This is a genomic window from Streptomyces sp. NPDC002265 (genome assembly GCF_040296125.1).
GTDB lineage: Bacteria > Actinomycetota > Actinomycetes > Streptomycetales > Streptomycetaceae > Streptomyces.
Genome location: NZ_JBEOWS010000003.1, coordinates 1 through 21946, shown reverse-complemented (window position 1 = coordinate 21946; position 21946 = coordinate 1). Strand labels below are relative to the sequence as shown.

The following is a 21946-nucleotide window of genomic DNA, read 5'->3' as shown; positions in this document are numbered from 1 at the left end:
GGATCCCAGGGATGCCGGAGATGTTCTGCGGGAGCCGCGGCCCTCTGCCGAGAGCCGATGGTGACGGTGTCCTACGAGAGTAGGCGCTCGGACGGCTGCATCACCGCACCTCGATGAAGGCCCCCGCGGTCCGCTCCGGCCGAGGCCTCGGCAGCTCCGCCGGATGACCGATGGCGACCGCCCCCATCGGATCCCAGTGCGCCGGCAGGTCCAGCACCTCGCGCACCACGTCCCGGCAGAACATCGTCGACGACACCCACGCGGACCCGAGCCGCTCCCCGGCCAGCGCGACCAGGAAGTTCTGCACCCCGGCCCCGGTCGCGACCACGAACATCTCCCGCTCGGCCCCGTCGCGGCGCGCGTCCCCGTACGTGTGCGAGCCGTCCATGACGAGACACGGCACGGCGAGGTACGGCGCGGCGCGCAGCACCTCGCCGCGCCGCACCCGCTTGGCGATGGAATCCTCGCTCTTGCCGTCCCGCCGCAGGTCGGCGATCCAGGCGTCCCGCATGGCGTCCAGCAGCGCGGTCCGCGACCGCTCGGACTCCAGCAGCACGAACCGCCACGGCGTGGTGTGGTGCGGTGCGGGTGCCGTCACGGCCGCGGCCACCGCCCGCCGTACGGCGCCCGGGTCGACCGGCTCGTCCGTGAAGGCCCGTACCGTACGCCGCTGGGTGACCGCCTCGCGGACCGCCTCCGACGTCCCGAGCCGGAACATGTCGTCGCGCGCGTCGCGCACCATGGCCCGCGCTCCCTGGGCGGCGTCCCGGGCCAGCACGTGCGACAGCCCGCGCGCCACGGCGACCGGCAGTCCGGCGGCCTTGCCCTTCACCAGGTCCCCGGCGGCGGCCAGTTCGTCCGCCGTCGCCACGACGGTGGCGCTGAGCGGATTGCCGTACCCGTCCGTGCCGCCGCGCAGGTCGTCGAGGACGCGCACCCCGGCGGCGCCGATGGCGACGTCCGTGAGCCCCGCGCGCCAGGGGCGCCCGAAGGTGTCCGTGATCACGACGCCGACCTCGACACCGAGGATGTCGCGCAGCCCGTCCCGTATCGACCGGGCCGAGGCGTCCGGGTCCTCGGGCAGCAACAGGACCGTGCCCGCAGGGGTGTTGGAGGCGTCGACGCCCGCGGCCGCCATCACCAGACCCTGCCGGTTCTCGACGATCCGCAGCGCGCCGCGGCGTGCCACGACCCGTACGGTCTCGGCGTCGATCGCCGCTTCCCGGTCGGCCGCCTCGACGACGCGTCCCTCCGCCTTGGACACGATCTTCGAGGTGACGAGGAGCACGTCCCCGTCGGCGAGCCCGGGTTCGGCCGCGGCGATCAGCTTGGCGAGGTCGTCGCCCGCGCTCACCTCGGGGATGCCGGGCACGGCCCAGACCCGGAAGCCGTCGGCGGCCGCGGCGGGGCCCTCGGCGGAGAAGTCGCTCACGCTCCCCGCACCTCCTCCGCCATGTCCAGAGCCTCCCGGGCCATCTGCGCGGTCGCGTCGAGGCCGGTCATCATCAGGGGGACGGCGCGGCAGCGGATGCCGGCCGCCCGGACCCGGTCCACCACGCCCGCGTCCACGGTGTCGACGAGCCAGCCGTCGAGGAGACCCGAACCGTAGTGCTCGGCCACCGCGGCGGCCGAGGACTCCACGCCGACCGCGGCGAGCACCTTGTCGGCCATGCCGCGCACGGGCGCGTCCCCGACGATGGGGGACAGGCCCACCACCGGCACCCCCGCGTCGGCGATCGCCTCCCGGATGCCGGGCACCGCGAGGATGGTGCCGATCGAGACGACCGGGTTGGACGGCGGGAACAGGACGACGTCCGCCTGCTCGATCGCCTCCAGCACCCCGGGCGCCGGCTTCGCCTGCTCGGCGCCGACCGGCACGACCGCCTCCGCGGGCACCGAGGCCCGCAACCGCACCCAGTACTCCTGGAAATGAACGGCCCTGCGCTCGCCCGCGCCCGCGGCGGGGTCGCCCTCGGGCAGGGTGACGGCCACATGCGTCTCGACGCGGTCGTCCGTCATCGGGATCAGCCGCACACCCGGCTTCCAGCGGTCGCACAGCGCCGCGGTGACCGCGCTGAGCGGATATCCGGCGCCGATCATCTGGGTCCGCACGATGTGCGTGGCGAAGTCCCGGTCGCCCAGCCCGAACCACTCCGGCCCCACGCCGTACGCCGCGAGCTCCTCCTTCAGGTGGAACGTCTCGTCGGCCCGTCCCCAGCCCTGCTCCTCGTTGATGCCGCCGCCGAGCGTGTACATCACCGTGTCGAGGTCCGGGCAGACCTTCAGCCCGAACAGGTGGATGTCGTCCCCGGTGTTGCCGATGACCGTGATGTCCGCGTCCGGCGCGGCCTGCTTCAGACCACGCAGGAACCGGGCACCGCCGATGCCGCCTGCCAGAACCACAATGCGCATGGGGCCAAGTCTCGCAGGCCGCAACGGCAGCGTGACAGGCGGTTGTGGACAACCGCGACAACCGCACCTGTCACGCGCGTACGGCGTCCGGTCGGCCGCGCGTCGCCGGTGCCGAGCACTGCGCGGTGTGCATCGGCATCTCGGTCAGGCCCGGGAAGTAGACGTGCAGGCTGACCGCGGGCTCCAGCGTGTCGTTCACCACTTCGTGCGCGTACCCCGGCGCGAACACCCGCTCCCGGCCGCGGCCGTCGCCCGCTCCCAACGCGCGCGTGCCGCGCTCGGTGTGCTCGGTGAGAGTGCCCTCCAGGACGGTCATCACGCCGGAGGAGGGGCCGTGGTCGTGCAGTCCGCTGCCCTGTCCGGGGACCCAGGACAGCAGCCACACCTCGTAGCCGGGGCCGGTGCGCAGCCGGTGGTACCAGCGCGTGGTGGCGTCGTACCGGACGAGGTGGGACCACTGGGCGCGGTCGGCGGCGATGGAGCGGGCGAGCCCGACGAAGTCGGCCACGGTGGCCGGGTGTTCGCGCGGCGGCTGGAGGAGGTGCGGGACTTCGAGGATGTCGCCCGCGATCTGGAGGTCGCTGTCGCTGTTCATGGGTGCGGTGGTTCCTCGGCGAGAGTGGGGGGTGCTGGCTGGGTGTCGCGTGCCGTCCGCCCGGATCGCGGGCGAGAGGGGTGCCCTGGTGCGGGCAGGGGAACAAGCAGCCGAGTCGCGGTGGACTCAGTGGCAGCCGGAGCGCGTTGGGCTCAACAGCTGCAACAGCAACAGCTACAGCGAGCGCGGGCAGCACCGTGGGACCCGGCGGTGCGGGTCGAGGTGAGGGCCGAGTTCGCGAGCATGCCCTCAAGGACAGCGGTTCACACCTTCACTGTCAACCCGACGCCCGATATGTGGGACATGTTTCACCTCATCCGGTTCATCTCTCGGGTGAAAGGTTTGTTCATACGCCCACCCGGACACAAGGCGCACAACCGGGCGCGCCGGCCTCGTCGCGCGCGTCGGAACGAGATCGAACATCTCGGCGTCCTTCTTCGTACAGGGTCCTGTGCCGGACCGGGAGGTCCGCGCGGGGCTCGTCTGCGGGTCAAGGTTTATGGCGATTTGAACACTTTCCGAGTGACCTTGGTTCCGCAGAGTGAATAAGGGGCCCAATAGCAGATCTCGGCTTGACTCGCCCGGAGCAGCACACTTGTAATTTCACTCGTGTCGTTCAGCCGAGATCGGTGATACGGCCACGACACGGGGACGCGAAAGACAGACGAGGGGCGCACATGACCGAGCTGGTGCAGCAACTGCTGGTCGACGACGCGGACGAGGAACTCGGCTGGCAGGAGCGCGCGCTGTGCGCCCAGACCGACCCCGAGTCCTTCTTCCCCGAGAAGGGCGGCTCCACCCGCGAGGCCAAGAAGGTCTGCCTCGCCTGCGAGGTTCGTTCCGAGTGCCTCGAGTACGCCCTCGCCAACGACGAGCGGTTCGGCATCTGGGGCGGCCTGTCCGAGCGTGAGCGCCGTCGGCTGAAGAAGGCCGCCGTCTGAGCCCGAGCCCGACTTGGATCACTACGGCCCGGTACGGCCCGGCACCTCGAGCGGTTCATCGAGGCCGTAGCCCGGAGGACAGAGCACAAACAGGCACATAGGGAGCGAAGGGCCCGTCGCGGGTGGCTTGTCCACAGGCGGCGGGCCGCTGTGCTGCCCAGCCGATAGTGTGGTCGCTCGTCCGAGACGCACCGCTGTCCCCCGTGGGCACAGGCGTCCACCGCAGTCCACCGAACCGGGGCCCGTACCTCGATGTCCGTGCACAGCCACATGGCAGCTCAACAAGACGCTGCCACCCCTGAGTTCCCGCGCCACGTCGTGACGGCGGTCCTCGTCGCGCACGACGGTGCCCGCTGGCTGCCCGACGCGCTCGCCGGGCTGCTCGGCCAGGAGCGCCCCGTGCAGTACGCGGTGGCGGCCGACACCGGCAGCGCGGACGAGTCCGCCCTGCTGGTCGGCGACGCCCTCGGCGACGACCGCGTACTGCACCTCGCGCGGCGCACCGGCTTCGGCCAGGCCGTCGAGGAGGCCAACCGCGCGGCCCCCGTCCTCACCCCGGACGAGCTGCCGTACCTCAAGCGCCCCAGCGGCTGGGACCCCGTCACGCGCAGCTGGCGCGACGACAACTACGACCTGCCGGAGCTCCCCCACGGAGAGCCCGTCCAGTGGCTGTGGCTGCTGCACGACGACTGCGCCCCTGAACCCGACGCCCTGGCCCAGCTGCTGCGCGTCGTGGAGAACGAGCTCGAACTGGGGCGCGACGACGTGGCCGTCGTCGGCCCCAAGCTGCGCGGCTGGTACGACCGCCGGCAGCTGCTGGAGGTCGGCGTCACCATCGCCCACTCCGGCCGCCGCTGGACCGGCCTGGACCGCCGGGAACAGGACCAGGGACAGCACGACCACATCCAGCCGGTGCTGTCCGTCTCCACCGCGGGCATGCTGATCCGGCGCGACGTCTTCGAGGAACTCGGCGGCTTCGACCGCCGGCTGCCCCTGATGCGTGACGACGTCGACCTGTGCTGGCGGGCCAACGCCGCCGGTCACCGCGTCCTCGTCGCCCCGGAGGCGGTCGTCCGCCATGCCGAGGCGGCCTCCCGCGAGCGCCGCGCCGTCGACTGCGCGGGCCGCACCACGGCCTCCCCGCACAAGGTCGACAAGGCGGGTGCCGTCTACACCCTGCTCGTCAACACGCGTACGGCCGTGCTGCCCTGGGTGCTGCTCCGGCTCGTCGTCGGCACGCTCGTGCGCACCCTCGCCTACCTCGTCGGCAAGGTGCCCGGCCAGGCCGTCGACGAGATCCGCGGCCTCCTCGGCACCCTGCTGCGGCCCGAGCGGATCATCGCCGGACGGCGCAGGCGAGGCAGGCCACTGGTCGACAAGGGCGAGCTGCGGCCGCTGTTCCCGCCGCCCGGCGCGACCGTGCGGGCCACCGTGGAACAGGCCGCAGGCAACTTCTTCAGCGGCTCCGACCCCGACGCCGTCTCCGGCGCGGGACGGCACGGCGGGGCCGTCGAGTCCGGCCCCGGCGGCGACGACGCCGACTTCCTGGAGATCGAGCAGTTCGCCCGGCTCAAGCGCATCGCCCGCAAGCCCGGCCCGGTGCTCTTCCTGGTGCTGCTGCTCGTCTCCCTGGTCGCCTGCCGCGGACTCCTCGGCTCCGGCGCGCTGGCGGGCGGCGCCCTGCTGCCCGCCCCGCCCGACGCGGGCGAGCTGTGGTCGCGCTATCTGGACGCCTGGCATCCGGTGGGCGCGGGCGGCACCCCGTCCGCACCGCCGTACCTGGCGATCGTGGCGACGCTCGCCTCGCTCCTGCTCGGCTCGACCGGACTCGCCGTCACGGTCCTGCTGGTCTGCTCGGTGCCGCTGGCCGGCTTCACCGCCTACTTCGCCTCCCGCCCGCTCGTCGAGTCGAGCCTGCTGCGCGCCTGGGCGGCCGTCGTCTACGCCTTCCTGCCCGCCGCCACCGGCGCGCTCGCGGGCGGCCGCATCGGCACCGCCGTCCTGGCCGTGCTGCTGCCGCTCATCGCCCGCGCGGGCGTCGCGGCCGGCGGCCTGGCGAGCGCCTCAGGCGCCCGCGGCAGCTGGCGCGCGACCTGGGCGTACGCACTGCTGCTGACGATCACCACCGCGTTCACCCCGATCGTGTGGCCGATCGCGCTGGTCCTCGGCGTCGCGGTACTGGTGGTGCGCCGCGGCGACCTCCCCGCCCACGCCCTGCGCCTCCTGGTCCAGCTGGGCACGCCCCTGCTGGTCCTCGCCCCCTGGTCGCTGTCCCTGCTGCCGTTCGGCTTCTTCCAGGAGGCCGGACTCGACTACGGCCCCTCGGCCGCCTCCGCCCTCGACCTGCTCGGCGCCAGCCCGGGCGGTCCCGGCACGGTCAACGGGCTGATGCTCATCGGCATCGTGCTGGCGGCACTGGCCGCCCTGGTCCGCTCCGAGCGCCGGTCCGGCATCTGGAAGGCCTGGGCGGTCGCCCTGGTGGGCCTCGTCTTCGCGGTCCTGTCCAACGGCTCCACCTGGGCCGGCCCGGCCACCCTCGTCTACGGTCTCGCCCTGCTGTCGGCCGCGGTGCTCGGCGCGGACGGGGCACGCGCACGGGTGGCCGAGATGAGCTTCGGCTGGCGGCAGCCGGTGGCCGCGCTGATCGTCTTCGCCTCGGCCGCGGGCCCGCTGCTCGTGGCCGCCGGCTGGATGATCGGCGGCGCCGACGGCCCGCTGGAGCGGCGCGACCCGGTGCAGGTGCCCGCGTTCGTCGCCGAGGAGGGCAGCACCCGTGACCAGGCTCGCACCCTGGTCCTCGACAGCGACTCCACCTCCCGCGTCGGCTATGTACTGGTCCGCGGCTCCGGCGCCCGCCTCGGCGACGCCGAACTCGCCGCGGCCCAGGGCGAGAACGACAAGCTCGACAAGGTCGTAGCCAACCTCGTCGCCGGCTCCGGCGCCGACCAGGCCGACCAGCTCGGCGGCTTCGCCGTGCGCTACGTCCTCGTCCACAAGGGCGCGCCCCGCCAGATCACCCGCGTCCTGGACGCCACTCCCGGCCTGTCCCGGCTCAGCGAGCAGAACGGCAGCGCGCTGTGGCGGGTCGACCAGGAGGTCTCCCGCGCCGCCGTCGTCGCCAAGTCCGGCTCGGGCGCCCCGACGCCGGTCGCCGCCGGACCGGTCGAGATCCACACCACCCTGCCGTCCGGTGCCGACGGCCGGGTCCTGCGGCTGGCCGACTCCGCGGCCGACGGCTGGACCGCCACCCTGGACGGCAAGCCGCTCACCCGCACCACCGTCGACGGCTGGGCCCAGGGCTTCGAACTCCCCTCCTCCGGCGGGAAACTGGACGTCACCTACGACGACCCGTTCACCCACACCGCCTGGATGTGGGCCCAGGGCGCGCTGGCCGTCGTGCTCGTCGTGCTGGCCCTGCCGGGCCGGCGCCGGGACATCGACGACGACCTCCCCGAGGAGCCCGCGTTCGCCGCCGAGGCCGCCTCCGGCGAGGGCCGCCGTGCCCGCCGGCTGCGCGCCCAGGCTGAGGCCGAGGCCGACGGCGATCTCGGCACCGAGACCGGCGAGTTCGGCGAGGAGGACGGCTTCCCGGCCCCCGGTCAGGAGGAGACCTCCGTCACGGTCCCCCGGCAGCAGTCGTACGACACCGCGATGGACCAGGACGAGCGCGGCCAGGACTGGGAGGGCGGGTCGGCGGGCTACCAGGACGCCGAGTACGACCCCTACGGCGACGAGCGGCAGTACGAGGGCGCCCAGCAGTACCAGGCGGCCGCGTACGACCCGGCGTACCAGGCCGATCCCTACCAGGGCGACCCGTACCAGGGCGGCCAGGGCGGCCAGTACGACCCGTACGGCTACGGCGGCGGCCAGGCCCGGCAGGCGTCGTACGACCAGACGTACGACGAGACGTACGAGCAGGCGTACGACCCGACGTATCCGCCTGGCTACGACATGACGTACGACCCGACGCAGCCGCACGGCAACGGCAGTGAGCGCCCCGACGGGAGTCAGCAGTGAACCGCACCACCCTGTCCCTGATCGCCGGGACGGCAGCGCTCGCCGCCGTCACCGGGTTCGCCGCGCTCAACCCGCCGGACGCCGTCGGCGCGGACACCGCCAAGGCGGCCGCCCAGCAGCCCGTGGAGCGCACCAGCCTGGTCTGCCCGGCGCCCAGCACCTCCGACATCGCCGACACGTCGTACACGTCCTTCACGCCCGTCACCCAGGGCACCGGCAGCAGTGGGACGGCCGAACTCCAGTCCGCCACGCAGGAGTCGGCCGACGGCACCGGCAGCGCCAAGAGCGACGGCAAGGACAGCAAGGCCGACGGCAAGGACGCCAAGACCGACGCCAAGAAGGCCGCCAAGCCCGTCCTGACGCCCAAGGAGCCCGGCACGCCTGCCGTCGGGGACACCTCCGGCGGCGACGCGCCGGGGCTCCTCGGCACCGCCGAGGGTAAGTTCGCGCCCGGCTGGACGGTCCAGGAGACCACTCAGGTCGCCGTCGGCAGCGGCCGCGGCGTGCTGGGCGTCAGCTGCACGCCCCCGGACACGGAATTCTGGTTCCCCGGCGTCAGTACCCTCGCCGACCGCACCGACTACCTCCACATGACCAACCCCGACGACTCCGCGGCCGTCGTCGACATCGGGCTCTACGGCAAGGACGGCGCCCTGGAGTCGACCGTCGCGGACGGCATCACGGTCCAGCCGCACTCCAGCGAGCCGATCCTGCTGTCCACCCTCACCAGCGAGAAGCAGGACGGCCTCACCGTGCACGTGACCGCCCGCAGCGGGCGGATCGGCGCCACCGTGCAGGCCCTGGACGACAAGCTCGGCGGCGACTGGCTGGCCGCGGCCGCCGACCCGGCGGACAGCCTCGTCCTGCCCGGCATCCCCAAGGACGCCACCGACGTCACCCTGGTCGTGTTCACCCCCGGGGAGGCCGACGCCGACCTGAAGGTGCGGCTGGCCTCGCCCTCCGGCCTGATCACCCCCGCCGGGCACGAGACGCTGCACGTGAAGTCCCGGATGACGACCACCCTCGACCTCGCCGACGTCACCCGCGGCGAGGCGGGCTCGCTGGTCCTGACGCCGACCGGCCAGTCCGTACCGGTCGTGGCCGCGCTGCGGGTCGTCCGCGGCAAGGGCAGCGGGCAGGAGACGGCGTTCATCCCCGCCACGAGCCCGGTCGGCACGCGCGCGACGGCCGCCGACAACAGCGCCAAGGGCACCACCCTGTCCCTGACCGCCCCCCAGGGCACCGCGCAGGTCAAGGTCACGGCGTCCGCGGGCAGCGGCGGCGGCACCGCGCAGAGCAAGACGTACACCATCAAGAGCGGCACGACCCAGGACGTCGAGCTGCCGGTCCCGAGCGGCCTGAAGGGCACGTACGCGCTGACCGTGGAGGCCGTGTCGGGCGGCCCGGTCTACGCGGCCCGCATGCTCGCGGTGACGAAGGACGACGTCTCGGGCTTCACGGTGCAGACCCTGCCGGACGACCGGGGGACCGTGGCGGTGCCCGAGGCGGACCAGGACCTGTCGGTGCTCCAGCAGTAGAGCGGCCCGCCCCCCGGCCGGCCGGGGGGCGGCTCAGTCCTCCCCGTACCGCGGATCCACCGTCTCCGGCGTCAGCCCCAGCAGCTCGGCGACCTGCTCGACGACGACCTCGTGCACCAGCGCCGCCCGCTCGTCGCGCCCCTTCGTGCGGATCTCGACCGGGCGCCGGTACACCACGACCCGCGCCGGGCGGCCCTCGCGCGCGGGGATCGTCCCGCCCAGCGGCACCGCCTCGTCGTTCCAGGGTTCGCCCGGCCCGTCCAGCCGAGGCACCTCCAGCACGAGGAAGTCGATGTCCGCGAGCTGGGGCCAGTGCCGCTCCAGGCGCTCCACCGAGTCCTGCACCAGATCCGCGAAGACCTCGGCCCGGCTCGCGGCGAGCGGCACCTGCGGCGGCGCGATCGGGCCGCGGATGCCACGCCCGTGGCGATCACGGCGGCGCGGCCCGGGGCCGGCGGCGGGGGGCGGTACGGCGTTGTCCATCACCGCTGAAGCGTAGACCCCGCGGGGACCGCCCGCCCGGCCCCCGCGCGACATCCGGCCCATCCGCACGGCATGTTTCGGGATGACCATTCCAGCCAAGGTCCGGCTCGTTTCCGTACCCCTTCGCGATCGTCGATCTCAAGACAATTGACGGTGTTTGTACTGAGTCGTGACCGGATGAGGGCCTGCCCAAGGCCCTGAAATCGGGGGTCGACGCAGGTCGGCAGGGGGTGTCCGGAGGGGCGCGGGGAGCGTTTCACGACACGACACGGTGGGGTGACCTGGGGGAGAGTCGTCGCGGCCCGCTCAAGAGTGCGGTACCGTCCAACGTCGTGAGCCCTGTACGTCGCTGTTCGCGCACCGCCTGCGGCCGACCCGCCGTTGCGACGCTGACGTACGTCTACGCCGACTCGACCGCGGTTCTCGGCCCGCTCGCCACCTACGCCGAACCCCACTGCTACGACCTGTGCGCCGAGCACTCCGAGCGCCTCACCGCCCCGCGCGGCTGGGAGGTCGTCAGGCTTCTGGACGCCTCGGCACCGGCCCGGCCCAGCGGCGACGACCTGGAAGCGCTCGCCAACGCGGTGCGCGAGGCGGCCCGTCCCCAGGAGCGGGCGGCCGGTGGCGGCGGGGCCCGTGCGGCCGACCCGATGGAGGTCGCGCGCCGTGGCCATCTGCGGGTGCTGCGCTCCCCGGACAACTGACCCGACCCGACCGGATCCCGACCTGACCCGACGTCATCCGACCTGACGTTACGGCCGGAGGTCCACTTCGCGTCCACTATGCGTCCACACCCTGCGGTGTCGGCCCGTGCGGGTAGTTTGGGGCGACCGACAGGACTTTCAGAAGGGTTGGCCGTGGCTGCTGATCTGTCACAGATCGTGAAGGCGTACGACGTGCGCGGGGTGGTCCCGGACCAGTGGGACGAGACGCTGGCCGAGCTGTTCGGGGCCGCCTTCGTCCAGGTGACGGGCGCGGACGCGATCGTGACCGGCCACGACATGCGGCCGTCGTCGCCCGGCCTGTCCCGTGCCTTCGCGCGGGGTGCGGCGGCCCGTGGCGCCGACGTCACCGAGATCGGTCTCTGCTCGACGGACCAGCTGTACTACGCCTCGGGCTCGCTCGGTCTTCCGGGCGCGATGTTCACGGCGTCGCACAATCCGGCCCGCTACAACGGCATCAAGATGTGCCGCGCGGGCGCGGCGCCCGTGGGCCAGGACACCGGGCTGACGGAGATCCGCGAACTGGCTGAGCGCTGGTCGGAGTCGGGCGCCCCCGCGCCGGCCGCGACGCCGGGAACCGTCACCCGGCGCGAGACGTTGGAGGATTACGCGGCCCACCTGCGTTCCCTCGTCGACCTGACCTCGATCCGCCCCCTGAAGGTCGTCGTCGACGCGGGCAACGGCATGGGCGGCCACACCGTGCCCACCGTCCTCGCCGGTCTGCCCCTGACCGTCGTCCCCATGTACTTCGAACTGGACGGCTCCTTCCCCAACCACGAGGCGAACCCGCTGGACCCGGCGAACATCGTGGACCTCCAGAAGCGGGTTCGCGAGGAGGGCGCCGACCTCGGCCTCGCCTTCGACGGGGACGCGGACCGCTGCTTCGTGGTCGACGAGCACGGCGACCCGGTCTCGCCGTCCGCGATCACCGCCCTGGTCGCCGCGCGCGAGCTGGCCAGGAACGGCGGCAAGGGCGTCGTCATCCACAACCTCATCACGTCCTGGACAGTCCCCGAGGTGGTGAAGGAGAACGGCGGCACCCCGGTCCGCACCCGGGTCGGCCACTCGTTCATCAAGGCCGAGATGGCGAACTCGGGCGCGATCTTCGGCGGCGAGCACTCCGCCCACTACTACTTCAAGGACTTCTGGAACGCCGACACCGGCATGCTGGCCGCCCTGCACGTCCTGGCGGCCCTCGGCGGCCAGGAGGGCCCCCTGTCGGGCCTGGTGGCGCAGTACGACCGCTACACCGGCTCCGGCGAGATCAACTCCACCGTCGCCGACCAGGCCGACCGCATCGCCGCGATCCGGGCGGCGTACGGCAGCCGCGAGGACGTCACCCTCGACGACCTCGACGGTCTGACAGTCAGCACCTCCGACTGGTGGTTCAACGTCCGTCCCTCCAACACCGAACCGCTGCTGCGCCTCAACGCGGAGGCACGGGACGCGGCGACGATGGCGACGGTGCGCGACGAGGTCCTGGCGATCATCCGCGCCTGACCGCCACGCGTACGCCACGGAACGGCGGGGCGAGCGACGGGCCGGCTCCCACGGCAGTCCACGCCCGTTACAGTCCCGCCGCTCACCGACGTCCGTCCGCCGACGTCCGTCCGCCGACCTGCGCTCGCCGACGTCGGTCGGTCGACGTCGCCTCACCGACGTGGGCTCATCGACGTCCGTCCGCCGACGTCCGCTCGTCGACGTCCGCTCGTCGACGTGCGCTCGCCGACGTCGGTCGGTCGACGTCGCCTCACCGACGTGGGCTCATCGACGTCCGTCCGCCGACGTGCGCTCACCGACGTGCGCTCACCGACCTCCGCCACTGACCCCGATCCACTGACCCCGAGTCACCGGCCCGCGTTTCGGTGCGCGTGACCGGTCCACCTGTCGGCCGACGGCACCACTTTGCCCCGTCGGCGCAGGGCACCATTCCGCCCCGTCGGCGCAGGGCACCACTCCGCCCCGTCGGCGCACGGCACCACTCCACCCCACCCCGCCTGACCTCAGCGGCCTGCCGCACGCCTCCGCGTGGCCCTGCCGCCCGGCTCTCGTCGTACCGCCCGCCCCTGTGCGGCCGTCCTGCCCGGCCTTCCGTGGCCGCCCGCCCGACCCCCAACACCCCGCCCCCACCGGCGGTACCCTGACCAGGCACATCCGCACACGCGCGCGCATACCGCGCACGCACCCGCCGAAGGGACCGCCCATGCCGCTCGAAGCCGGCCTCCTGGAGATCCTCGCCTGCCCGGCCTGCCACGCGCCGATCACGGAGCAGGACGACGAACTGGTCTGCACCGGCCAGGACTGCGGTCTGGCCTACCCCGTCCGGGACGGCATCCCCGTCCTCCTCGTCGACGAGGCCCGCCGCCCCGCGTAACGACGACCGGGGATCGGAGACTGCCACCCATGCTCGACGAATCGCTGCTCGACGCACCGGAGGCCCTCGCCGCGGCCGACCGCCGCGCCCTTCTGCGCGGCGCCGCCGAGGCGGGCGCCCGGGTGCGCACGGCCGCCCGGCACGCCGCCGAGGCGGGCGTCCACGACCTCAAGCCCGACGGCCGCCCACGCGCCGTCCTCATCGCGGGCCCCGGTGCCGCCGCCACCTGTGCCGCCGACCTGCTCGGCACCCTCGCCGGCGCCGGCAGCCCGGTCACCCGGCTGGCCCCCACCGGCGTCGCCCCGGCGTCCGGCGCCCTGCGCTGGGAACTCCCCGGCTGGGCAGGCTCGGTGGACCTGCTGCTGATCGCCACCCCCGACGGCACCGAGCCGTCCCTCTCCCTCCTCGCCGACCAGGCCTACCGCCGGGGCTGCTCCGTCGTCGCGGTGGCCCCCGCCGGAACCCCGCTCGTCGAGGCAGTGGCCGGCGCCCACGGTCTCTTCGTACCGATGGCGACCGCCCCGTACGACGAGGGCGACGAACCACCCCTCACCGCCTCCGCGCCCGGGGTCTTCTGGGCGCTGCTCACCCCGCTGCTGGCCCTCCTGGACCGCGTCGGTCTGCTCACCGCTCCGCCCGACGCCGTCGAGAAGGTCGCCGACCGTCTCGACCACATCGCCGAACGCTGCGGTCCCGCCATCGCGACCTACAGCAACCCCGCCAAGACCCTGGCCGCCGAACTCGCCGACTCCCTGCCGGTGATCTGGACCGAGGGCGTCTCGGCCGGCCCGGCCGGCCGCCGCTTCTCCGCGGCCCTCGCCGAACTCGCGGGCCGCCCCGCCCTCGTGGGCGAACTGCCCGAGGCGCTCGCCGCGCACAGCGCCCTGCTGGCCGGCCCGCTCGCCGCCAGCGCCGACCCGGACGACTTCTTCCGCGACCGGGTGGAGGAACCGCCCGCCTTCCACGCGCGCGTGGTGCTGCTGCGCGACCGCCCCACCGGCGGCCTGACCGCCGCGCCCTCCGCCCGTGACCTGGTCCTCAGTCACGACACGCCGATCAGTGAACTGGAGCCGGAGACCGGCGGCGAACTGGAGACCCTCGCGGAACTGATCGCCATCACCGATTTCGCCGCCGTTTACCTGGCGCTCGCTTCCGGTGCCTGATCCTTGGTCCGCACCTTCCGGCCGGCGCTCGCCGCGCCGCGTACCCACGGAGACTGAAACTCAGCATGGACCGCCTCGACAACACCGTCCGCCCCTACGCCTGGGGTTCCGTCACCGCCATCCCGACCCTGCTGGGCGTCGAACCGACCGGTGAGCCGCAGGCGGAGATGTGGATGGGTGCCCACCCCGGCGCACCCTCGCGCACGGACCGCGGCACCCTGGTCGAGGTGGTCGACGCCGACCCCGAGAAGGAACTCGGTGCTGCGGCGGTGGCCCGGTTCGGCCCCCGCCTCCCCTTCCTCCTCAAGCTCCTCGCGGCCGGCGCGCCCCTCTCCCTCCAGGTCCACCCCGACCTGGCGCAGGCGAAGGAGGGCTACGCCCGGGAGGAAGGCGACGGCGTACCCGTCGACGCCGCCCACCGCAACTACAAGGACGCCAACCACAAGCCCGAACTGATCTGTGCTCTCACCGAGTTCGACGGGGTGTGCGGCTTCCGTGAACCGCTCCGGGCCGCCGAGCTGCTCGACGGCCTCGGCGTGGACTCCCTCAAGCCGTACGTCGATCTGCTGCACGCCCATCCCGAGGAAGCGGCCCTGCGCGAGGTGCTGACCGCGATCCTCACCGCCGACCGCGAGCAGATGGCCCACACGGTCGCCGAGACCGCAGCCGCCTGCGACCGTCTCGGCGGCGACTACGCCCCGTACGCGGGCCTCGCCCACCACTACCCGGGCGATCCCGGTGTCATCGCCGCGCTGCTGCTCAACCACGTCAGACTCCAGCCCGGCGAGGCCCTCTTCCTCGGCGCCGGCGTCCCGCACGCGTACTTCGGCGGCCTCGGTGTCGAGATCATGGCCAACTCCGACAACGTCCTGCGCTGCGGGCTGACCCCCAAGCACGTGGACGTCCCCGAACTGCTGCGCGTCGTGCGCTTCGAGGCCGCCGACCCCGGCGTACTGCGCCCGGAGGCCTCGCCCGACGGCGAGGAGGTCTACGAGACCCCCATCGACGAGTTCCGGCTGTCCCGGTACGTCCTCGCCGACGGCGGCCCCGCCCGCGATCTCACGCGGACGACCCCGCAGATCCTGCTCTGCACGGCCGGAACCGTACGGGCGGGCGAACACGAGCTGCACCCCGGGCAGTCCGTGTTCGTCCCGGCGGGTGAAAAAGCCGAAGTGTCCGGTGTCGGCACGGTGTTCAGGGCCACCGTGATCGTCTGAAGCGTCCTGCGCGGGTGGCCTGCCGTGTCGGCGCCGGACCGGGCTGCAACAATGTCCCACCGGCAAAGGACGGGCAAAGCCACCCGCGGGCGGCGCCCCGGACGGCGTACGCACGAAGGCGAAGGGACAACGCGAACACATGAGCGCGTCAGGCGGCACCAAGGCGATCGTGGCGGCACTCGGGGCCAATCTCGCGATCGCGGCATCGAAGTTCGTGGCGTTCGCGTTCAGCGGCTCGTCCTCGATGCTCGCCGAGGGCGTGCACTCGCTCGCCGACTCCGGCAACCAGGCCCTGCTGCTGGTCGGCGGCAAGAAGGCACAGCGTGAGGCCACCCCGCAGCACCCCTTCGGCTACGGCCGCGAGCGCTACATCTACGCCTTCCTCGTCTCGATCGTCCTCTTCACGGTCGGCGGCATGTTCGCCGTCTACGAGGGCTACGAGAAGATCCAGCACCCGCACGAGATCGAGCACTGGTACTGGCCGGTGGGCGTGCTCGTGTTCGCGATCATCGCCGAGGGCTTCTCCTTCCGCACCGCCATCAAGGAGTCGAACGAACTGCGCGGGGCGCTGTCCTGGTCGCAGTTCATCCGCCGCGCCAAGGCACCCGAGCTGCCCGTCGTCCTCCTGGAGGACTTCGGCGCCCTGATCGGTCTGGTCCTCGCCCTCGGCGGCGTCGGCCTCTCCCTGCTCACCGGCGACGGCGTCTGGGACGGCATCGGCACCGTCTGCATCGGTGTCCTGCTCATCCTGATCGCCCTCGTCCTCGCCGCCGAGACCAAGTCCCTGCTTCTCGGCGAGGCCGCGGGCACCGAGGACGTCAGGAAGATCGAAGCCGCGATCGTCGACGGCCACACGGTCACCCGCGTCATCCACATGCGCACGCTCCACCTCGGCCCCGAGGAACTGCTGGTCGCCGCCAAGATCGCCGTCCAGCACGACGACACGGCCACCGAGGTGGCGAAGGCCATCGACGCCGCCGAGGCCCGCATCCGCGAGGCGGTCCCGATCGCCCGCGTGATCTACCTGGAGCCGGACATCTACAGCGAGGCCCAGGCCGCCAAGGGCCCGAACCCCGCTGCGACGCCCGGCGGCCCGACCCCGGACACATCCGGCCACTGATCCCGGCCGACATCCTGCTCCGTCGTCGGAGCAGCGCGGGCCACGGCGGCGGTACCGGCACCGCCGCCCACACCGCCCGACCAGGGCGGCGACCTCCGGCCCACCCCCGCTCGGGCCGGACAAGCCCCCCTGCTGCGGCCGAGATCGGCCAGGTGCGTCCCGAGACGGACTGGGGCGGGCGGGCCCGCCGGTGTAGCTTGGGGTGAAGTCAGACGTCGCTGCTGATGGCGGTCGGGCGGTCCCGGTGTGGACCGGCCGAGGGAGAGAGGGCCTCCGACGGACGGACTGCGCTGCGCACACGCCGGCATGGCTGTGCCCCTTTCGGGCACCCCTGTGTCCGCCGCCGCGCAGAACAGCCCTATCCACCTCGCCCCGATACCGAGGAGCAGCCCGCAATGACGACTGTCGACAACCGACAGGACTTCAAGGTCGCCGACCTCTCCCTGGCCGAGTTCGGCCGCAAGGAGATCACCCTCGCCGAGCACGAGATGCCCGGCCTGATGTCGATCCGCAAGGAGTACGCCGAGACGCAGCCCCTCGCGGGCGCCCGCGTCACCGGCTCCCTGCACATGACGGTGCAGACCGCCGTCCTCATCGAGACCCTGGTCGCCCTCGGCGCCGAGGTCCGCTGGGCCTCCTGCAACATCTTCTCCACCCAGGACCACGCGGCCGCGGCCATCGCCGTCGGCCCGAACGGCACGCCCGACAACCCGCAGGGCGTCCCGGTCTTCGCCTGGAAGGGCGAGACCCTGGAGGAGTACTGGTGGTGCACCGAGCAGGCGCTGACCTGGCCGAACAGCCCCACCGGCGGCCCGAACATGATCCTGGACGACGGCGGTGACGCCACCCTCCTCGTCCACAAGGGCGTCGAGTACGAGAAGGACGGCAAGGTCCCCTCGCCCGACACCGCCGAGTCCGACGAGCACCGCGTCATCCTCGAACTGCTGAACCGCACGATCAGCGACGGCTCCCAGAAGTGGACCCAGCTCGCCTCGGAGATCCGCGGCGTGACCGAGGAGACCACGACGGGCGTCCACCGCCTGTACGAGATGCAGCGCGACGGCGTCCTGCTGTTCCCCGCGATCAACGTGAACGACGCGGTGACGAAGTCGAAGTTCGACAACAAGTACGGCTGCCGGCACTCCCTGATCGACGGCATCAACCGCGCCACCGACACCCTGATCGGCGGCAAGACCGCTGTCGTCTGCGGTTACGGCGACGTGGGCAAGGGCTGCGCGGAGTCCCTGCGCGGCCAGGGCGCCCGCGTGATCATCACCGAGATCGACCCGATCTGCGCCCTTCAGGCGGCGATGGACGGCTACCAGGTCACGACCCTCGACGAGGTCATCGACAAGGCCGACATCTTCATCACCACGACGGGCAACAAGGACATCATCATGGCCGCGGACATGGCCAAGATGAAGCACCAGGCGATCGTCGGCAACATCGGTCACTTCGACAACGAGATCGACATGGCCGGCCTCGCCAAGATCCCCGGCATCGTCAAGGACGAGGTCAAGCCGCAGGTCCACACCTGGAAGTTCCCCGACGGCAAGGTCATCATCGTGCTGTCGGAGGGGCGTCTGCTGAACCTGGGCAACGCCACCGGTCACCCCTCCTTCGTCATGTCGAACTCCTTCGCGGACCAGACACTGGCCCAGATCGAGCTGTTCGCCAAGCAGTCGGAGTACCCGATCGGCGTCTACACGCTGCCCAAGCACCTCGACGAGAAGGTCGCCCGGCTCCACCTGGACGCGCTCGGCGTCAAGCTGACGACGCTGCGCCCGGAGCAGGCGGCGTACATCGGCGTCGAGGTCGAGGGCCCCTACAAGTCGGACCACTACCGCTACTGAGCCCCGCCCGCCCGCGGTGAGCGCGTCCACGAACCCGGCGCGCTCCTCCGCAGCGGACCCCAGCACCTCCGAGACAGGCCCCCGCACCCCCGTGTCGGGGGCCTGCCCCATTGGTGCCCCCAGCCGGAACCACCCGTCACGACGCTCCGGCCAGCCCGTCAAGACTCAGGACCCCCATGCCCCGCGGCCGTTATTCGCTCCACGATCCGCACGATCACACCCCCCTCGCACAAGAGCACTTCCAGTGCGCCCCCGGCCCCTCCGGCTGGCGCTACGTCTCCCAGCTGACCTCCGCCTCGGGCGAGCACACCGGCTCGGTCGACCTCGCCCTCGACGAGCTGGGCCGCCCCATCCGACTCGAACTCCACGCGAGGGGCTGGCAGGTCCGCGGCGCCGCCCTGGACGGCGTCACCTGGGTCCGTACGGACCCCACCGGCGCCCATGCCGCCGAAGGCAATGTCCCGGCACACGCCTTCACCGGCACGTCCCCCGCGTTCCTCGTCGCCACCGCCCGGCTGCTGCGCCTCACCCCCTCCGCCTCCGCGACCCGGGTACGCCTGGTCGCCTTCACCGACCCGGTCCTCGCCCCGCGCACCGTGGACCAGTCCTGGGCCTTGGTGAAGAGAGAAACACACGCCACTGACAATGGGCCTCTGACCGTGGACGAGTACCAGGTCACAGCCCTGGACACGGGTGAGCGGCACACCGTGCACCTCGCCGGCGACGTGGTGCTCGCGGCTCCGGGGATCGAGCTTGAGGACCTGGAATCGCCGCCGTCGGTGTTCGCCTGAGGCGAGGCACCACAGACCGCCGGAACCGCCCGGACCGCCGGAACCGCCCGGACCGCCGGGACCGGCCGGAACGGCCGGTGAGCGACGGACGGGCAACGCTGCCGAGCCGGCGGCCCGCGGAGATCACGCGGGCGGCGCGAACCCGGACGAGGGGCGGTCGGGCGGCGTGGTCCCCGAGGAGTCCGACGGCGCGTCCCCCGGCACAGTGGACCCGCCCGCCGTACCGTGCGGCGCGGGCAGCGGCGCGGAAGGCGCGGGGGAGTCAGCGGCGGGGACCGGAACCACGTCGGCGGCAGGAGCCGGGGCGGGGTACACGGCGGGGGACACAGGGGAGGCATACGGGCCGTACGCGACCGGCACCCCGCCGGCGGGTGCGGTGGCCGACGTCCCGTTCCCGAAGGCCCGTCGGGCCTCCCGGGCCTGCCGTTCCTGCACCACCGCCGCCAGATAGGCGGCCGGCACCACTCCGTGCGGCACGGGAGTCCCCGTACGGTCCGCGAGATCCGTGGCGAGCCGCGCCGCCATGGCCCAGCCGACCTGCGGGTCCAACTGCCGCATCCGGGTCAGGTACTGCCGGATCGCGAGCCACAGATCATCGGGTACCGAGGACAGATCAAGCCCGGAGAAGCGTCCGACGAGCCAGGGCGGAGGCGGCGGCACGAAGCCGGTCTGCGCCGCGGGCACCCGCTCGCGTACGACCAGAGTCCCGGCGAACACGTCCCCGATCCGTCGTCCCCGCGCCGACACGAGCGAGGCGATGACGGCCACCACCCCGAGCGTCAGCAGAATCTCGACCACACCGACCGCACCCCGGACCAGCGCGTGCCGGAACCGGATCGGCCCGCCGTCGTCGCGGACCACGCGCAGCCCGACCGCCATCTTCCCGAGCGAACGCCCGTGGCTGAGCGTCTCCACCGCGATCGGCCCGCCGACCAGCACGAGAAGGAACGCCGCGATCGACACCGCGATCTGCGCGGCCTCGTCCAGGGAAGCCGTGGACAGCACCAGGACCACCATCACCGCGACGTAGACGACCACGGCGACGGCCACGTCGAGCAAGATGGCCAAAGTCCTGCTGGGCAGCCTCGCCGGGCGTAGCTCCAGAGCCACCGCCTCGCCCGTCACCAGCTCACTCACGTCCGCCGTCCCTTCCCTGACCTGCCCCGAGAACGGTCAGTCTGCCAAGCTGAGGGCGCATCGCGCCGCAGTACGAAAAGCCGACACCACGACGAGCCGCCGACGAACAGCTCAGGAGCAGGCAAAACCGATGGACCTCGACGTCTTCGTCTCCGCCCACCGAGCCGAGTGGGACCGCCTGGACACCCTGCTGAAGCGTCGGCGCCGGCTGACCGGAGCCGAGGTCGACGAACTCGTCGTCCTCTACCAGCGCACCGCCACCCACCTCTCGCTGATCCAGTCCAGCGCTCCTGATCCACAGCTGACCGGCCGGCTCAGCCAGCTGGTGGCACGCGCGCGTGGTGCGGTGGCCGGCACCCGCACCGCGTCGTGGCGTGACGTCACCCGCTTCCTGACCCAGGGCTTTCCCGCCGCGGTCTACCGGTCCCGGCACTGGTGGGTGCCCACCGCCCTGGTGTCCACCGTGGTGGCGGTACTGCTCGCCTGGTGGATCGGCACCAGCCCCGACGTGCAGTCCTCCATAGCGGCCCCCAGCGAACTGCGCGAGCTCACCCGCCCGGGGGGCGAGTACGAGACGTACTACTCGTCCCATCCGGCCGCCGCGTTCGCGGCCCAGGTCTGGACGAACAACGCCCAGGCCGCAGCGATGTGCCTGGTCCTCGGCGTCTTCCTCGGCCTGCCCGTCCTGTGGATCCTCTTCGAGAACATGCTGAACCTCGGCGTCGGCCTGGGCCTGATGTCCTCCGCCGGACGGCTGGACACGTTCCTCGGCCTTCTCCTCCCGCACGGTCTGCTGGAACTGACGGCGGTCTTCGTCGCCGCCGGCACCGGTCTGCGCCTCGGCTGGACCCTTGTCGACCCCGGTCCGCGCAGCCGGCGCACGGCCCTCGCGGAGGAGGGACGCGCCGCAGTGGGAATGGCGATCGGGCTCGCCCTGGTCCTCTTCGTCTCCGGCGCGATCGAAGGCTTCGTCACGCCCTCGGGCCTGCCGACCTGGGCCCGCATAGGCATCGGCGTAGCCGCTGAGCTGGCCTTTCTCGCGTACGTGTACATCCTGGGCGGCCGTGCCGCCCGTGCCGGGGAGACGGGCGACATCGAGGAGGCCGAGCGCAGCGCGTCCGTGCCGACGGCCGCCTGATGTGCGAACACTCCTCCAGAGCTGTTAATCTCTTCTTCGCCCCGCAAGAGCTGTTGACGCAGCTCGCGTGGGGAGGTAGATTTGAGCAGTTGCCTGGAACTGGACCTGATCCGGTCGGCAACGGTGAGTAGTCTTCCTGCTCCTTGGAACATTGATTCCGGGAAGCCCCGATTCACTCGGAATGGATGGCCGAAACAAACGGCCCGAAACTTCTGATAAAGTCGGAACCGCCGGAAAGGGAAACGCGAGAGCGGAAACCTGGAAAGCACCGAGGAAATCGGATCGCGAAACGGTCTGATAGAGTCGGAAACGCAAGACCGAAGGGAAAAAGCCCGGAGGAAAGCCCGAGAGGGTGAGTACAAAGGAAGCGTCCGTTCCTTGAGAACTCAACAGCGTGCCAAAAATCAACGCCAGATATGTTGATACCCCGTCTCCGGCCGATCGG

At 72.4% G+C, this 21946-nt stretch carries 17 protein-coding genes; 12 read left to right on the top strand and 5 right to left on the bottom strand.

What is annotated here, in order from left to right:
- Positions 1-100: 100 nt before the first annotated feature.
- From ABT085_RS00935 to ABT085_RS00925, 3 genes are all read right to left on the bottom strand, one after another.
- Complete coding sequence (locus ABT085_RS00935; RefSeq protein WP_351600135.1) at positions 101-1432, bottom strand: coenzyme F420-0:L-glutamate ligase; 1332 nt, start codon at positions 1430-1432, stop codon at positions 101-103.
- Positions 1429-2412 carry a 2-phospho-L-lactate transferase gene (gene cofD / locus ABT085_RS00930; RefSeq protein WP_351600133.1) on the bottom strand — a complete coding sequence of 328 codons (984 nt, stop codon included), beginning with the start codon at positions 2410-2412 and terminating at the stop codon, positions 1429-1431. The genes ABT085_RS00935 and cofD overlap by 4 nt, the downstream gene beginning before the upstream one ends.
- A gap of 70 nt (positions 2413-2482) precedes the next feature.
- On the bottom strand, positions 2483-3007 hold the full coding sequence (locus tag ABT085_RS00925) for a cysteine dioxygenase (protein WP_351600131.1): 525 nt from the start codon (positions 3005-3007) through the stop codon (positions 2483-2485).
- Between the two features lie 677 nt (positions 3008-3684).
- Between ABT085_RS00925 and ABT085_RS00920 the strand changes: the two genes are divergently transcribed.
- The 3 genes from ABT085_RS00920 (at position 3685) to ABT085_RS00910 (ending at position 9503) form a co-directional block, all read left to right on the top strand.
- Positions 3685-3948 carry a WhiB family transcriptional regulator gene (locus tag ABT085_RS00920; protein WP_003975777.1) on the top strand — a complete coding sequence of 88 codons (264 nt, stop codon included), beginning with the start codon at positions 3685-3687 and terminating at the stop codon, positions 3946-3948.
- A gap of 252 nt (positions 3949-4200) precedes the next feature.
- Positions 4201-7965, top strand: a complete 3765-nt coding sequence (locus ABT085_RS00915) for a glycosyltransferase family 2 protein (RefSeq protein WP_502982582.1) — start codon at positions 4201-4203, stop codon at positions 7963-7965.
- Positions 7962-9503, top strand: coding sequence for a DUF5719 family protein (locus tag ABT085_RS00910; protein ID WP_351600127.1), 1542 nt, complete (start codon positions 7962-7964; stop codon positions 9501-9503). Before ABT085_RS00915 ends, ABT085_RS00910 begins: the two co-directional genes overlap by 4 nt.
- Before the next feature lie 33 nt (positions 9504-9536).
- Here the strand turns inward: ABT085_RS00910 and ABT085_RS00905 are convergent, their stop codons facing one another.
- Positions 9537-9986 (bottom strand): metallopeptidase family protein, encoded by a 450-nt coding sequence (locus ABT085_RS00905; protein WP_351600245.1) that lies wholly within the window; start codon positions 9984-9986, stop codon positions 9537-9539.
- A gap of 281 nt (positions 9987-10267) precedes the next feature.
- Between ABT085_RS00905 and ABT085_RS00900 the strand changes: the two genes are divergently transcribed.
- From ABT085_RS00900 to ABT085_RS00865, 8 genes are all read left to right on the top strand, one after another.
- A complete protein-coding gene (locus ABT085_RS00900; RefSeq protein ID WP_152894381.1) occupies positions 10268-10690 on the top strand; it encodes a DUF3499 domain-containing protein in 423 nt (140 codons plus the stop codon).
- Positions 10691-10843: 153 nt separating this feature from the next.
- On the top strand, positions 10844-12208 hold the full coding sequence (locus ABT085_RS00895) for a phosphomannomutase/phosphoglucomutase (protein WP_351600125.1): 1365 nt from the start codon (positions 10844-10846) through the stop codon (positions 12206-12208).
- 703 nt (positions 12209-12911) lie between these two features.
- Positions 12912-13082: a Trm112 family protein gene (locus ABT085_RS00890; protein ID WP_152895083.1), complete on the top strand. Its 171-nt coding sequence runs from the start codon at positions 12912-12914 to the stop codon at positions 13080-13082.
- A gap of 29 nt (positions 13083-13111) precedes the next feature.
- Positions 13112-14245, top strand: a complete 1134-nt coding sequence (locus ABT085_RS00885) for an SIS domain-containing protein (protein WP_351600122.1) — start codon at positions 13112-13114, stop codon at positions 14243-14245.
- A 65-nt stretch (positions 14246-14310) separates the two neighbouring features.
- Positions 14311-15462 carry a mannose-6-phosphate isomerase, class I gene (gene manA / locus ABT085_RS00880; RefSeq protein ID WP_351600120.1) on the top strand — a complete coding sequence of 384 codons (1152 nt, stop codon included), beginning with the start codon at positions 14311-14313 and terminating at the stop codon, positions 15460-15462.
- Between the two features lie 139 nt (positions 15463-15601).
- Positions 15602-16582 carry a cation diffusion facilitator family transporter gene (locus tag ABT085_RS00875; protein WP_351600118.1) on the top strand — a complete coding sequence of 327 codons (981 nt, stop codon included), beginning with the start codon at positions 15602-15604 and terminating at the stop codon, positions 16580-16582.
- Between the two features lie 395 nt (positions 16583-16977).
- Positions 16978-18435, top strand: a complete 1458-nt coding sequence (ahcY, locus tag ABT085_RS00870) for an adenosylhomocysteinase (protein WP_351600116.1) — start codon at positions 16978-16980, stop codon at positions 18433-18435.
- 176 nt (positions 18436-18611) lie between these two features.
- Positions 18612-19226: a hypothetical protein gene (locus tag ABT085_RS00865; RefSeq protein WP_351600115.1), complete on the top strand. Its 615-nt coding sequence runs from the start codon at positions 18612-18614 to the stop codon at positions 19224-19226.
- 123 nt (positions 19227-19349) lie between these two features.
- Here the strand turns inward: ABT085_RS00865 and ABT085_RS00860 are convergent, their stop codons facing one another.
- A complete protein-coding gene (locus ABT085_RS00860) occupies positions 19350-20363 on the bottom strand; it encodes an RDD family protein (protein ID WP_351600113.1) in 1014 nt (337 codons plus the stop codon).
- Positions 20364-20493: 130 nt separating this feature from the next.
- Here ABT085_RS00860 and ABT085_RS00855 point away from each other — a divergent pair, with 130 nt between their 5' ends.
- The gene (locus ABT085_RS00855) at positions 20494-21501 is read left to right on the top strand and encodes a stage II sporulation protein M (RefSeq protein WP_351600111.1); all 1008 of its coding nucleotides are present in this window, start codon (positions 20494-20496) and stop codon (positions 21499-21501) included.
- The last annotated feature ends 445 nt before the right edge of the window (positions 21502-21946 follow it).